This is a genomic window from Streptomyces sp. NPDC005931, from assembly GCF_042871235.1.
Classification (GTDB): domain Bacteria; phylum Actinomycetota; class Actinomycetes; order Streptomycetales; family Streptomycetaceae; genus Streptomyces.
In genome coordinates, this window is sequence record NZ_JBIAIG010000011.1 from 206,075 (window position 1) to 219,816 (window position 13,742).

The window sequence follows — 13,742 nt, forward strand, 5'->3', positions numbered from 1 at the left end:
TCCGGGGCCGACGTCTCGCGCTCCACCACGGCTTGGGGCACGGTGGAGTGACGCGTGACACAAGGCGACACCATCGCGTCGGCGACTGCCGCCGGGGAGAGGAGCACCCGCATGTCGAACCACACCTACCGGGTCACGGAGATCGTCGGCACGTCACCGGAGGGCGTCGACCAGGCCGTCCGCAACGGCATCGAACGCGCCTCGCAGACGCTGCGCAACCTGGACTGGTTCGAGGTCACGCAGGTGCGCGGCCAGATCGAGGAGGGGCGCATCGCCCACTGGCAGGTGGGTCTGAAGGTGGGCTTCCGCCTGGAGGAGTCGGCGTAGGGACCGGCCCGCGGGTGAGGGCCGGCCTACGGGCGCGAACGGGGCGGGACGGGCCCCGGCAGGCTCACTCGCAGCCGGCGACCGGCCCACGAGCCTGCCGCCCGCCGCGAACCTCCCAGGGCACGCCCCGGGTCCGGTTCACGGCAACCCCGGGTCAGGTGCGGCCCTCCTTCTCCTGCGCCTGCCGGAGCTCGCCCGACGGAGCCGTCCAGCGTGCCTGGAGGACGGTGAAGCCGGCGCGGCGGGCGTCTTCGCAGACCAGCGCGTCGTCGTCCACGAGGACGCGGATCTCCCGGGTGCGGGCGAGGCGGCGCAGGACGGCCAGCTTGGTGTGGCGGGCGGGCCTGCGGTCGGCGTTGCCGCGCATGTGGAGGGGCCCCTCGGGCAGCCCGTGGGCGGCGAGCCAGTCGAGCGTGTCGCGGCGGCACCACTCGGGCCGTCCGGTGAGGTACACGATCTCGCACTCGCGGGCGCTCTCCCGCACCAGGGCGATGCCCTCCGTGAGCGGGGGATCCTGCGGGGCGGCGGCGAAGAACGCGTCCCAGTCGCGCGGCCTGCGCTCCAGGAACCGCTGCCGGTGGGCGGTGTCGGCGAGGGTGTTGTCCAGGTCGAAGACGGCCAGCGGGCGCTTGCTGCTCTCGGTCACGGGTCCACCCTAGACACGGCCCGAAACGACGCGGCGGGGAATGCCTCGGCACGCGTGGCGTTGCACCGGGTGTGAGTTCCCTGATCGCCGCGACCCGTTTCTCCGTCCTCGACCGCTCCCGGATCCGCGAGGGGCACACCGGCGCCGAGGCACTGCGCGACACCGTCGAGCTGGCCGGGGAGGCGGAGCGGCTCGGCTTCCACCGGTTCTGGGTCTCCGAGCACCACGGGGTGCCCGGCGTGGCGGGTTCCGCGCCGACCGTGCTGGCCGCCGCCGTGGCCTCGGCGACCCGCACCATCCGTGTCGGCACCGGCGGGGTGATGCTGCCCAACCACCGACCGCTCGTGGTGGCCGAGCAGTTCGGGGTGCTGGAGTCGCTGTTCCCCGGCCGGATCGACATGGGCCTGGGCCGCTCGGTCGGCTTCACCGACGGGGTGCGCAAGGCGCTCGGCCGGGACAGGAGCGACGCCGAGGACTTCGCGGCCCTGGTCGAGGAACTGCTCGGCTGGTTCCGCGGGACGTCGCCGACCGGCGTGCACGCCCGCCCGGCCGAGGGCCTGACCGTGCCGCCGTTCGTGCTGGCCGTGGGAGAGGGCGCCGTCGTCGCGGCCCGCGCGGGCCTGCCCCTGGTGATCGGCGACCTGCGCGACCGCGAGCGGATGCGCCGCGGCGTCGACCACTACCGCGCCCACTTCCGCCCCTCCCCGTGGGCGAGCGAGCCGTACGTCGTCGTCTCCGGCACGGTCGCGGTGGCCGCCACCCCCGGTCGGGCTCGTCGGCTGCTGCTTCCGGAGGCCTGGTCGATGGCGTACTCCCGCACCCACGGCACCTTCCCGCCGCTGCCGCCCGCCGAGCGGGTCGAGGAGCTGGCGCGGTCCGGCCGGATGTCCGCGAGGGAACGGGAGTTGTACGCCTCCGGCCTGACCGGGCACATCGCCGGCACCGAGGAGCAGGTCGCGCACGAGCTGGAGACGGTGCTGAAGGAGACGGGCGCCCAGGAGGTCCTGGTCACGACCAGCACCTACGACCGGGCCGCCCTGCTGGACTCCTACCGGCGGCTCGCGGCGGTCGTCGGCCACTGAACCGCCCGGCCCGCCGGGGCGCGGTCCGGGCGGCGGTCCGGTGGGCTCAGTCGGCGTCGCGCGGGTCGAACGACCCGGTGTCCACCGTCAGCGGCTCGGGGAACGCGCCGGCGACCGCGTCCCAGGGCACCAGCTTGAAGTTGGTGGCCTCCCGATCGCCGTCGGCCGGGGTCGCCTCGCCGTCGTGGGTGACGAACAGGCCCTGGGGGAAGGTCGCCCCCAGTGGCACGTTGGCCACGGTGGAGCCGTCGGAGTGCTGTACGCCGTCCGTCGCCGGGCCGTCGGCGACGGCGAAGGACCCGACGTAGGCGTTGCCGCCTTCGCGCCGGTAGACGGCGTAGGTGTTGTCGCCCTGGCTGGAGGCGAGGACGTACCCGGCACCGTCACCGGCGTGGTAGACGGTCACGCCCTCGGCGTCGGCGCCCAGCCGGTCACCGCCGAGACCGGGGTCGTTCGCGGTGTCGAGGACGCACTCCTCCTCGACCTCGTCGTACGTCCACGGCGTGCCGTACTCGCGGACGCGGTCGAGCAGCCGCGGCGTCCCGAACTCCTCGTCGTCGAGGTCGACGCGCCACAGGCCGACGTCCTCCTGTGCCGCGTACAGCACGTGGTCCTCCTGGTCCACGGCCATCCCCTCGACCTGCGGGCCCTCCCCGGGGTCGGCACACGGCGTCCAGGTGGTGCCGTTCGGCAGGCGGAAGGAGGAGGGCAGCGCGAGGGTGTCCTCGGTGCGGTAGCCGACCCGGCCGCCGCGGTCCTCCAGCCGGAGCAGGCGCACGCGGGTCTCCGAGCGCTGCGAGACGGTGACGTACGCGTCGTCGTCATCGGTGTAGGCGGCCAGTCCGTAGGCGGTGCGCTGCTCGTCGACGTCCGCCTCGCTCGCGGCGAACACCGGGGCGACGTCGGCGGCGGTGACGTCCCTCAGGGGCGGCCGGCCCGCGGCGACGGCGGCCGGGTCGATGGCGTAGGCCCGGATGCGGTCCCGGCCCCGGTCACTGACGAGCGCCAGGTCGGTCCTGCGGCCATTCAGTTCGAAGCCGTAGACGACGTCGACGTTGTTGAAGCGGCCCGGCGCGGCGTCCTCGCCGGGGGCCGCGGGAGCGGCTATGTGCTGGAGGCGCCTGCCGTCGAGGCCGTGGACGTCGAGTCCGGCCTTCTTCAGGGTGCCGATGACGAGGCTGCGGCCGGGGTGGGCGGGGTCGACCCAGACCGCCGGGTCGTCGGCGTCGGCGTTGCCGCCCGCCGCGTCGTCGTACACGGCGGGCGTCTCGACGCGCGCGGCGGTGGACACGGGCTGCTGGGCGGCGGCCGGGGTGACCATCAGGAACGCGGCGGTCAGCGCGGTCAGAGCGGAAGCGCTCACGATACTCCTCGGTAGGGGAAGGGCCGCGCGAGAGGTTAGGGGCGGCCGGTGCAGGCGGGATTGCGCGAACGTGAACGCGGCGTGGCTCCCCGGGGCCCGTCCCGTCGCCCCGGCCGGGCGGGTGGATCAACCCGGGTGAGGGGCTCGTCCGTGAGCGTGCCGCCGTTCCTGCCGAGTACCTGCGGACCCTGCCCGCACCGCGGCCGGGGCCGCCGCACCCGCGGGACGCTCGGCATGCCGTCCTCCGGTCACGGGGGCCCCGGTGTCCTCGCACAGGGCTGCTCGGGCGGCGGCGGCCAGTGCGCGCCGGTCGGCCGCACCGTGCGGTGCCAGCGCCGGGCGCACGTCCACCTCGGCCACCAGCCCCCGCGCCGACACCACCCGCCACACAGAGGCGAGCAGCGGGTCGTCGCCCACGAACGCGGGCACCGTGGTGACCGCTCCCCCGGTGAGGCGGTAACGGATCCGGACGGGCTGGACCGGCACTCCGGCGTCCAGGGCGGCCTGGAACACCGCCCGGCGGAACCGCCCCCGGGCCCGCCCGCACCAGGTGCTGCCCTCCGGGAAGGCCGCGACCGCGGCGCCCTCACGCAGCGCCCCGGCGATCCGGGCGACCGTGCCGGGCAGGGTCCGCAGCCCGTCCCGCTCGATGAAGAGGGTGCCGCCGCGCGCCGCCAGCGCTCCCGCGACCGGCCAGCGCCGGATCTCCGCCTTGGCCAGCATGCGGGCGGGCCGCACCGCCGCGAGCAGCGGCACGTCCAGCCAGGAGATGTGGTTGGCGACGATCAGCAGTCCGCCGGCGGGCGCGGCGCCACCGGTGAGCCGCACCCGGACGCCGGCCGCCCACAGGATCCACCGGCACCACCGGCGCGTCAGCTCCGCGGGGATCCGCCGTCCGGCCGGCAGCAGGGCGATCCCGGCCAGGACGAGGGCGGTGACGGCCGCGAGCCGCAGTGCCGCGCGTCCCGCGCCCCGCACCACGGCCGGCTCCACGCAGCCCGCGGGGGTGCAGGGCGCGACGGGCGACCAGGCGCTCACCGGGCCGGGGCGAGGGAGAGGAAGTGCCGCATATAGCGCGGGTTCACCCGGCTCATCGGCAGCAGCACGTACAGGTCGGCGACCCCGAAGTCGGGGTCGTGCGCGGGTTCCCCGCACACCCAGGCGCCGAGGCGCAGGTAGCCGCGCAGGAGGGCGGGCAGTTCGGCGCGGGCGGCGGGCTCCGACGCGGCCGGCCGCCAGGGCAGCCGGGGGCGTACCCGGTACTCCTCGGGGGCCAGGTGCCCGGTGCGCACCCGGTCCCAGGTGGCGGAGGCCAGGATGCCCCCGTCGGCGAGCGGGACGGAGCAGCAGCCGGCCAGCCAGGCGTGGCCGTGGTCGGTCATGTAGCGGGCGATGCCCGCCCAGATCAGACCGATGACCGCGCCGTCGCGGTGGCCCGGGTGCACGCAGGAGCGGCCCACCTCGACGAGCCCGGGCCGGATGGCGTCGAGCGCGGAGAGGTCGAACTCGCCGTCGGCGTAGAGCCGTCCGGCGACCGCAGCGCGCTGCGGCGGCAGCAGCCGGTAGGTGCCGACGACCTGTCCACCGGTCTGCTCGCGCACGAGGAGGTGGTCGCAGTACGCGTCGAAGGGGTCGACGTCCAGCCCGGGCTGCGGGCTGGACAGCAGGGCGCCCATCTCGCCCGCGAAGACGTCGTGCCGCAGCCGCTGCGCGGCGCGCACGTCCTCCTCGTCGCGGGCGAGGGAGACGGTGTAGCGGGTGGGCGCCGCGGGCTGCGGGGGCCGGTCGAGCGTGGTGACGCCGGTCATGGCGGGACTCCTGGGCACGGGCCGGATACGGCGGGATCGGGCACGGACCGTGAGGCACGGTCCGCCGCTCCTGTTCTCCCGATGCCGGTTGGCGTGTACGTGACCAGTGCCGGGAGCGTGGATGTGAGGCTGTTGAACGGCGGACGCGGCGGCCGCCGCTGGACGAGTTATGCCGCACACCGTCAGTGCTCGTAGGCGGTCGGTGAGCGGCCGACCGCCTGGCCGGTCCGGAAGGTGTACCAGATCGCGGCGGCCATGGCCGGCACGCGCTGGGCGACGCGGCCGGCGACGCCCTCGACGGTGCGCCCACCGTGTCGAGACAGGTCGAGCCGGCTCGGCCGACCCCCTTGCTCCGACACGAACTCGACCGGGGTGTGCACCGTTCACTGGTGCACGGGGCATGCTGCATCACGGTGCGGACATCCTGCGGCATGATCCCGCGCACCGGCCGGGTGCAGCTCGGGACCGCCGAGCCGGGTTGCGTGCGAGCGTCCCACGACGTCGGCCGGATCGGTGATCAGGGGCAGGCGGCCTCGCCGTCCGGCTCGGGCACACCGATCAGGAGCAGCGTCACGTCGTCGTCGTGGGCGGCCGTGTCATGGATGAGGGTCCCGATCAGCCGGGACGCCGCCATGTCGAGGGTGTTCGCGTCCATGGAGGCACCTTTCAGTGCGACGTCGGCGGTGTGGATGAGGACGTCGATCTGGGCGTCGATGTCGGTGCCGGGCCGTTCGACCAGCCCGTCGGTGTAGAGCACGAGGGTGCTGCCCGCTGGAAGCGGCTGGGTGATCTCCTCGTACGGCACGCCACCCACGGAAGCCTCGTTGACGCCCAGCGGCACACCGGCAGGCGCCCCCAGCCGACGGGCGGGCCCCTCGCGGTGCAGGACGATGACGGGCAGGTGCCCGGCGGAGCACAGGGTGACCGCGCGGGCACCCTGGTCGATCACCAGGTAGGTGCAGGTGACGAGCTGGTCCGCAAGGTCGCCGACGAACGCGTCCAGCCCCGTCATCAGCGCGCTGGGTGTCGCACCCGTGCGGGCCAGCGCGTGCGAGGCGGCACGCAGCTGCCCCATGACGGCCGCGGCTTCCAGGCCCCGGCCCATCACGTCGCCGATGACGACACCGGTGCGGCGCTCGTCGAGGGGAATGACGTCGAACCAGTCGCCGCCCACCCCGGGGCCCCGGGCGGACGCAAGGTACCGGTGGGCGCTGGGCAGATGGGGCAGGAGGGGCGGCTCCCCCATGAGGCTGCGCTGCAGCGTGTAGGCGATGTGTCGTTGCTGCTCGTAGCGCTCGGCGCGCTCGGTCTCGACCCGTCTGCGCTCGGTGATGTCCCGTACGGTCAGGAACACGAGCGCCTCCTGCCCGGACTGCAGGCTGCTGACGCTCACCTCGACGGGGAACTCTCCGCCGTCGCTGTGCGACCCGTACAGGTCCCGGTCCAGGACCGTCGGCTTCGGATCCCGCTGCCGCAGGTAGGCGTGGAGAAGCGCGCCGTGCCGTCGGCGCCGCGCAGCGGGCACCAGGGCGACGACCTCCGTGCCGACCAGTTCGTCCGGAGCGTGACCGAAGAGGCTTTCCACCTGTGCGTTGGCCATCATGATCACGCCGCGGTCGTCCGTGATCAGCGTGGCGTCGGGGGCGGACTCCAGCAGTGCGCGGAAACGCCGGTGGGCCCGCTGGACCTCACGCTGGGCCGCGACTCGTTCGGTGATGTCGGTGACCACCCCGCACACGGCGTAGGACGTGCCCGTCGCGTCATTGAGCGGGAACAGGGTGGTGAGGACGTCGCGTGGACCCCCCGGCAGGGGGAGCAGCTCCTCCCGCTGCACAGCCGTGCCGTCCGCGAGCATGGCGACGTCGGACGCCCGCGCCTGACGCGCGAGGGCGGGCGGCATGACCTCGTCGTCCCGGCGGCCCAGCACCCGGTCGCGGGACAGGCCCAGACTCTCCTCGAACGTCGTGTTGACCGCCAGGTAGCGGCCCTCCAGGTCCTTGATGAACACCGCCGCGGGTGTGTGGTCCATGAATGCCTGGAGGAGTTCGTTCTGGCGTACCTGCCATTCGGCGCGGGCGTGCGCCACCTCGACGCGGCGGCCTACGGTCAGGGCCGCGAAGACGATCCCGGTGAACGCCGCCGCGTTGCCGACCACCAGCAGAGCGGTACCCAGGTGTGCCCCGAAGAGCCCGGCGTCCTCGCCTGCCACCATTCCCCAGCCCAGCAGCGGCGGCACGACCAGAGCGGTGACGAGCAGGCGGCGGCCCAGCGCGCCCGTGGTGCCCCCGTTGGTCAGCAGGCCCGCGAGCCCTTCGTCCGGCCGGGCCAGAAAGGCGGCCGCGCCCAGCAGCACGAGAGCCAGCGCCGTGTGCAGGGCCATGCCCGTGTAGGCGCCGAACCGCTCCAACTGGGGGACCCCGTAAGCGGCCCCGTAGAGCCGCAGCATGCCGACGGCCACGACGGCCAGGCCCGGAATCTGACTCGTCCAGGCGGGAAGTCGGGAGGTACTCGCGCACAGCGATGCGGCTCCTCCGAGCGTCAGCGCCACGGCTGTGTTTGGTGCCATCCGCCCCGGTGTCCCCGTCTGCACCTGCGCGGTGTCGTCATCGAAGAGGAACTCGTCGAGGGCCGGGCCCGCCCCGGTCACGTACTCCAGCAGGGTCAGCGCACCGATGGCCGCGGCCAGGGCCGCCGCCGCACGGGCCGCGGCCGTCGTCCGGGCTGCGGCGGGACCGCCGGCGACCATGCGCAGGGAAAGGCCCAGCGCCACGAGGGCCACGGCGGTGTTCGGCTTCATGGACACCGCGACACCGGGCAGAACGCTCTTCAGCGCGTCGGCGTCGAGGATCCATCCCAGGAGGCTCACCGTGCCCAGCAGGGCGGCCACCAGGGAGGCGATCTCCGCAACCACCCGGGCGGCGGCCAGGACGCGCGGGTGGAACGGCAGGCCGTCTGTCTGCTCCGCTCCATGTACGCCGGGCAGTGCGGGCTCCTGCCGGTCTCTTGTCACCGCTGGCTCGTCCCTGTGGATGTCACACACCTCTGCATGAATCAGCTTAAATAGTGCGAAAGGCGCATGTCCGGTCGCGCACAGCCCCCGCACCGCCGTCACGGTCGCATCCAAACCGGCCGACTGCCACGCAGGGCCGTCCGGCCGGACGGAGGCGCCGCCCCTCGCCGGGGCGACCCCCGGGGGCACGTGCACAACCTCTGCCGCCGGTCGGCCCTCCGGGCTGCCGCGCGCAGTGCGGCTCGGCGGCGTCCGTCCAGCCTCGGCGCCCCGGAGGGCAGAACGGACGATGATCGACATGCGCGACGCCACCCCGCTCGACAGCGACTTCGACTCCCTCCCGGATCCGGCGGCCTCGGCCACGGCTGTCATCGACCATCGGGGGACCGTGACGGGGTGGAGCACTGGCGCCGAACGCATGTTCGGGTACCCGCGTCCGGCGGTCATCGGGCGCCCGGTGATCCCGTTGCTCGGGGCGGACGCGGACATCAGGAACAGTTTCCGCGCGGCCCTGGTCGGACGGAGCCCCACGACCGTTCTCCGGCATCGGGACGGGCGACCCGTGGAGGTGCGGCTGCGCGCGTATCCCTGGGTCGACGGTGAGGGCCGCGCCCGGCACCTCGTCGTCGCGACGCCACCGGAGCAGCAGGGACCCGATGCGACGATCACGCAGGAGGCGTTCCTGCAGTGCCATGTGCCGGTGATGGTGTACGACGTCGCACTGCGGGCCGTTCGGGCGAGCAGCGGCGCCGAACGCGAGCTCGGGCTGGGCGAGGAGCAGATGAGGGGTCGGCACGTCACCGACCTCCTGCCTCCCCACATCTGCCGGGCGGTCGAGGACGGCATGCGGCGGGTGCTCGTGACGGGGAAGACCGAGCAGTTCCAGGTACGGGGCAGAGCACGGCCCGAAGCCCGGGAGCGGGTCTGGTCGATCGCCGTCTCCCCACTGAGAGATCCGGCCGGGGAGATCCGGCACCTGGAGCTGTCCGCGCTCGACGTCACCGAGCAGCACCTGGCCCGGGAACGGCTCGCGCTGCTGAACGACATCAGCGCGCAGGTGGGCAGCACCCTGGACGTCATGCGCACGGCCCAGGAGATGGCCGACGTGGCAGTGGGCCGACTGGCCGACTTCGTCACCGTCGACCTCCTGGACTCCCTGTTCCGCGGAGTGGAGCCGAGGCCCTCCCCGACGCGCGGCGTCACCCTGCGCCGAGCCGCGCATCAGTCCGTCCTGCCGGGTATTCCCGAGGCGTTGATCCAGCCGGGGGATGTGGACGACTACCCCGAGTCGACACCCCCCTACCGCTGCCTGGTCACCGGTAAGCCCTCGCTGTACCGCACCCTGGACGAGGCCTTCCGGGTCTGGCAGCGGGCCGATCCCGGGCGAGCCGGAGTGGTCCGTGCCTTCGGCATCCACTCGGTCATGGTGATTCCCCTGCGCGCCCGCGGCATCGCACTCGGTGTGGCGGTCCTCGTCCGGCACCGGCGCGAGGAGCCCTTCGCGGACGAGGACCTTCTCCTGGCCGAGGAGATCGGCGCCCGAACCGCCGTCGCAGTGGACAACGCCCGCCGCTACACCCTCGAGCGCGAGGCCGCGCTGGCCCTGCAGCGTGGTCTGCTGCCCCGCCGGCTCCCCGCACAGGAGGCGACGGAGGTGGCTCACCGCTACTTTCCGGCTCGTACGCGGGCTGGGCTGGGCGGCGACTGGTTCGACGTGATCCCCCTGTCCGGCGCCAGGGTCGCGCTCGTCGTCGGCGACGTGGTGGGCCACGGGCTGCGCGCCTCGGCCACCATGGGACGCCTGCGGACGGCGGTGCGCACCCTGGCCGATGTCGACCTGGCCGCCGACGAACTGCTCACCCAGCTCGACGATCTGGTCACGCACGCGGCGGCCGAGGAGGAGGCGACCGCGACGCAGGAGACCGGCCACGAGCTCTCCGCCGATCTCATCGCCACATGTCTGTACGTGGTCTACGACCCGGTGTCACGTCGGTGCACCGCGGCCACCGCGGGCCACCCGCCGCCCGCCGTCGTCACGTCCGCCGGCGCGGTGGACTTCGTCGGCGTTCCTCCCGGCCCTCCGCTGGGTGTGGGCGGTCTGCCCTTCGAGAAGCTCGAGTGGGAAGTTCCTCCTGGCAGTCTCCTGGTGCTGTACACGGACGGCCTCGTCCAGGGCGAAGAGCGCGACATCGGGACCGGCCTCGCGCGGCTGCGCCGATGCCTCGATCGCCCCGCCCGGTCGCTGGAGGTCATCTGCGACGACCTGATCCGGACCTTGCTGCCCGCACACCCCCAGGACGACGTCGCCCTGCTCGTCGCCCGCACCCGGGCCCTGGACACGAACCACGTCGCCACGTGGGACCTGGCATCCGACCCCGCCGCGGTGGCCGGCGCCCGTGCGGAGGTTCTGGCCCGGCTGGGCTCGTGGCACCTGCAGGAACTGGCCTTCACCGCCGAACTGGTGGTGAGCGAACTGATCACGAACGCGATCCGCTACGGGCAACCGCCCATTCGGCTGCGGCTGATCCACGAGACCACGCTCATCTGCGAGGTCTCCGACAGCAGCAGCACCGCCCCGCACCTTCGCCGGGCCCGCACCTACGACGAGGGCGGCCGCGGGTTGCTGCTCGTCGCCCAGTTCGCGCGGCGCTGGGGCACGCGTCACCACGCCGACGGCAAGACCATCTGGGCCGAGATCGAGCTCCCCCGCCGACGGACGTGACAACGCCCCGGAACCCGGCCACCCGACGGCCGCCGGTTCCGCCTCCCACACGATGGCCGGGCGGAAGTCCGGCCCCCGGCCGCGCCGTCTAGCGCTTGCCCCCCTTGCGCGTCGCCCGCAGCCATTCCCTGTTCATGCCGGTGATGGAGGTCAGTGGGATGCCCTTCGGGCAGGCGGTGGCGCACTCCCCGGCGAGGGTGCAGCCGCCGAAGCCCTCCTCGTCCATCTGCGCCACCATGTCCAGCACGCGGGTCTCGCGCTCGGGAGCGCCCTGCGGCAGCACGTTGAGGTGGTTGATCTTCGCCGAGGTGAACAGCATCGCCGCCCCGTTGGGGCAGGCCGCCACGCAGGCACCGCAGCCGATGCACTCGGCGTGCTCGAAGGCGAGGTCCGCGTCCGGCTTCGGCACGGGCGTGGCGTGGGCCTCGGGAGCCGAGCCGGTGGGCGCGGTGACGTAGCCGCCGGCCTGGATGATCCGGTCGAAGGCCGACCGGTCGACCACAAGGTCCTTGACGACGGGGAAGGCCGCCGCCCGCCAGGGCTCGACGTCGATGGTGTCGCCGTCCCGGAACGACCGCATGTGCAGTTGGCAGGTGGTGGTGCGTTCGGGCCCGTGCGCGTCGCCGTTGATGACGAGCGAACAGGCGCCGCAGATGCCCTCGCGGCAGTCGTGGTCGAAGGCGACCGGGTCCTCGCCCTTGAGGATGAGCTCCTCGTTGAGCGTGTCGAGCATCTCCAGGAAGGACATGTCGGACGAGATGCCGTCCACCTCGTACGTGGACATGGCGCCATGGGCGTCGGCGTTCTTCTGCCGCCAGACGCGCAGGGTGAGCTTCATGCGTAGCTCCGCTGAGTGGGGTGGACGTACTCGAAGACGAGGTCTTCCTTGTGCAGGACGGGCGCCGTGCCGGTGCCCGTGAACTCCCAGGCGGCGGCGTACGCGAACTCGTCGTCCTTGCGCTCCGCCTCGCCGTCGGGGGTCTGCGACTCCTCGCGGAAGTGGCCGCCGCAGGACTCGGTACGGTGCAGTGCGTCGAGGCACATCAGCTCGGCGAGCTCGAGGTAGTCGACGATGCGGTTCGCCTTCTCCAGCGACTGGTTGAACTCCTCGCCGATGCCGGGAACCTTGATGCGCCGCCAGAACTCCTCGCGGATCTGCGGGATGCGCTCCAGGGCCTTGCGCAGCCCCGCGTCGGAGCGGGCCATGCCACAGAACTCCCACATCACTTCGCCGAGTTCGCGGTGGAAGGAGTCGGGCGTGCGGTCCCCGTCGACGGCCAGCAGCCGGGCGAGGCGGTCCTCGGTCTCCGTCACCGCCTCGCGGACCGCCGGGTGGTGGCCGGTGACGGGTTCCTGGTGCGGGTTGCGGGCCAGGTAGTCGTTGATGGTGGCCGGCAGCACGAAGTAGCCGTCGGCCAGGCCCTGCATCAGCGCCGAGGCGCCGAGCCGGTTGGCGCCGTGGTCGGAGAAGTTCGCCTCACCGATGGCGAACAGGCCGGGGACGGTGGTCCGGAGGTCGTAGTCGACCCACAGTCCGCCCATCGTGTAGTGCACGGCGGGGTAGATGCGCATCGGCACCTCGTACGGATCCTCGTCGGTGATCCGCTGGTACATGTCGAAGAGGTTGCCGTACTTGGCCTCGACGGCTTTGCGGCCCATCCGCCCGATGGCGTCGGCGAAGTCCAGGTAGACGCCCTGGCCGCCGGGGCCGACCCCCCTGCCCTCGTCGCAGACGTTCTTGGCGGCGCGGGAGGCGATGTCGCGGGGCACCAGGTTGCCGAAGGACGGGTAGATGCGCTCGAGGTAGTAGTCGCGCTCGTCCTCGGGGATCCGGTTCGGCGGGCGGGTGTCGCCCTTGGCCCTGGGCACCCAGATGCGGCCGTCGTTGCGCAGCGACTCGCTCATCAGGGTCAACTTCGACTGGTGGTCGCCGGTACGCGGGATGCAGGTCGGGTGGATCTGGGTGAAGCAGGGGTTGGCGAAGTACGCGCCGCGCCGGTGCGCCCGCCAGATCGCGGTCGCGTTGGAGTTCATGGCGTTCGTCGACAGGTAGAAGACGTTGCCGTAGCCGCCGCTCGCCAGGACCACCGCGTCGGCGAAGTGCGTGGAGATCTCCCCGGTGACGAGGTCCCGGGCGACGATGCCGCGGGCCCGCCCGTCGACGACGATCAGGTCCAGCATCTCGGTGCGCGGGTGCATCTCCACGTTCCCGGCCGCGATCTGCCGGGACAGCGCCTGGTAGGCGCCGAGCAGGAGCTGCTGGCCCGTCTGGCCGCGGGCGTAGAAGGTGCGGGAGACCTGGACGCCGCCGAAGGAGCGGGTGTCGAGGAGGCCGCCGTACTCGCGGGCGAAAGGGACGCCCTGCGCCACGCACTGGTCGATGATCTCGACCGAGACCTGCGCGAGCCGGTGCACGTTGGACTCGCGGGCGCGGAAGTCGCCGCCCTTGACGGTGTCGTAGAAGAGGCGGTGGACCGAGTCGCCGTCGTTGCGGTAGTTCTTCGCCGCGTTGATGCCTCCCTGCGCGGCGATGGAGTGGGCCCGGCGCGGGGAGTCCTGGTAGCAGAACTGGACGACCTTGTAGCCCTGTTCGGCGAGCGTGGCCCCGGCGGAACCACCGGCCAGGCCGGTGCCGACGACGATGACCGTGTGCTTGCGCCGGTTGGCGGGGTTGACCAGCTTGGCCTCGAAGCGGCGCTTGTCCCAGCGCTCGTGGATCGGGCCGGCGGGGGCCTTGGTGTCGACGACCGGCGTGCCGGTCGCGTAGTCGGTGTAGGAAGTCAT

At 73.2% G+C, this 13,742-nt stretch carries 11 protein-coding genes; 3 read left to right on the forward strand and 8 right to left on the reverse strand.

The features are described 5' to 3' along the window. The first annotated feature begins 111 nt into the window (after nt 1-111). Nucleotides 112-327, forward strand: a complete 216-nt coding sequence (locus ACFYOV_RS24715) for a dodecin (protein ID WP_389090730.1) — start codon at nt 112-114, stop codon at nt 325-327. Nucleotides 328-481: 154 nt separating this feature from the next. On the opposite strand, the gene ACFYOV_RS24720 is transcribed toward ACFYOV_RS24715, so the two are convergent. Next, nucleotides 482-973: a hypothetical protein gene (locus tag ACFYOV_RS24720; protein WP_389090733.1), complete on the reverse strand. Its 492-nt coding sequence runs from the start codon at nt 971-973 to the stop codon at nt 482-484. Between the two features lie 71 nt (nt 974-1,044). Between ACFYOV_RS24720 and ACFYOV_RS24725 the strand changes: the two genes are divergently transcribed. Next, the gene (locus ACFYOV_RS24725; RefSeq protein ID WP_389090735.1) at nt 1,045-2,055 is read left to right on the forward strand and encodes an LLM class flavin-dependent oxidoreductase; all 1,011 of its coding nucleotides are present in this window, start codon (nt 1,045-1,047) and stop codon (nt 2,053-2,055) included. A gap of 46 nt (nt 2,056-2,101) precedes the next feature. Here ACFYOV_RS24725 and ACFYOV_RS24730 read toward each other — a convergent pair whose 3' ends face one another. The 5 genes from ACFYOV_RS24730 to ACFYOV_RS24750 form a co-directional block, all read right to left on the reverse strand. Then, a complete protein-coding gene (locus ACFYOV_RS24730; RefSeq protein WP_389090737.1) occupies nt 2,102-3,418 on the reverse strand; it encodes a phytase in 1,317 nt (438 codons plus the stop codon). Between the two features lie 126 nt (nt 3,419-3,544). Beyond that, a complete protein-coding gene (locus ACFYOV_RS24735) occupies nt 3,545-4,456 on the reverse strand; it encodes a lysophospholipid acyltransferase family protein (RefSeq protein WP_389090739.1) in 912 nt (303 codons plus the stop codon). Further along, nucleotides 4,453-5,226, reverse strand: a complete 774-nt coding sequence (locus ACFYOV_RS24740; protein WP_389090742.1) for a GNAT family N-acetyltransferase — start codon at nt 5,224-5,226, stop codon at nt 4,453-4,455. Before ACFYOV_RS24740 ends, ACFYOV_RS24735 begins: the two co-directional genes overlap by 4 nt. A gap of 182 nt (nt 5,227-5,408) precedes the next feature. Next, nucleotides 5,409-5,585, reverse strand: coding sequence for a hypothetical protein (locus tag ACFYOV_RS24745; protein WP_389090743.1), 177 nt, complete (start codon nt 5,583-5,585; stop codon nt 5,409-5,411). A 158-nt stretch (nt 5,586-5,743) separates the two neighbouring features. Next, the gene (locus ACFYOV_RS24750; protein ID WP_389090745.1) at nt 5,744-8,236 is read right to left on the reverse strand and encodes a SpoIIE family protein phosphatase; all 2,493 of its coding nucleotides are present in this window, start codon (nt 8,234-8,236) and stop codon (nt 5,744-5,746) included. A 298-nt stretch (nt 8,237-8,534) separates the two neighbouring features. Between ACFYOV_RS24750 and ACFYOV_RS24755 the strand changes: the two genes are divergently transcribed. Further along, on the forward strand, nt 8,535-10,958 hold the full coding sequence (locus ACFYOV_RS24755; protein ID WP_389090748.1) for a SpoIIE family protein phosphatase: 2,424 nt from the start codon (nt 8,535-8,537) through the stop codon (nt 10,956-10,958). 88 nt (nt 10,959-11,046) lie between these two features. Here the strand turns inward: ACFYOV_RS24755 and ACFYOV_RS24760 are convergent, their stop codons facing one another. Further along, nucleotides 11,047-11,796, reverse strand: coding sequence for a succinate dehydrogenase/fumarate reductase iron-sulfur subunit (locus tag ACFYOV_RS24760; protein WP_389090751.1), 750 nt, complete (start codon nt 11,794-11,796; stop codon nt 11,047-11,049). After that, complete coding sequence (locus tag ACFYOV_RS24765; RefSeq protein WP_389090752.1) at nt 11,793-13,742, reverse strand: fumarate reductase/succinate dehydrogenase flavoprotein subunit; 1,950 nt, start codon at nt 13,740-13,742, stop codon at nt 11,793-11,795. The genes ACFYOV_RS24760 and ACFYOV_RS24765 overlap by 4 nt, the downstream gene beginning before the upstream one ends.

What these genes read in the sequence shown, in the direction of transcription:
- ACFYOV_RS24765 (WP_389090752.1), bottom strand. Translation starts at nt 13,742, where the DNA reads ATGACTTCCTACACCGACTACGCGACCGGCACGCCGGTCGTCGACACC.
- ACFYOV_RS24740 (WP_389090742.1), bottom strand. Translation starts at nt 5,226, where the DNA reads ATGACCGGCGTCACCACGCTCGACCGGCCCCCGCAGCCCGCGGCGCCC.
- ACFYOV_RS24755 (WP_389090748.1), top strand. Translation starts at nt 8,535, where the DNA reads ATGCGCGACGCCACCCCGCTCGACAGCGACTTCGACTCCCTCCCGGAT.
- ACFYOV_RS24760 (WP_389090751.1), bottom strand. Translation starts at nt 11,796, where the DNA reads ATGAAGCTCACCCTGCGCGTCTGGCGGCAGAAGAACGCCGACGCCCAT.
- ACFYOV_RS24715 (WP_389090730.1), top strand. Translation starts at nt 112, where the DNA reads ATGTCGAACCACACCTACCGGGTCACGGAGATCGTCGGCACGTCACCG.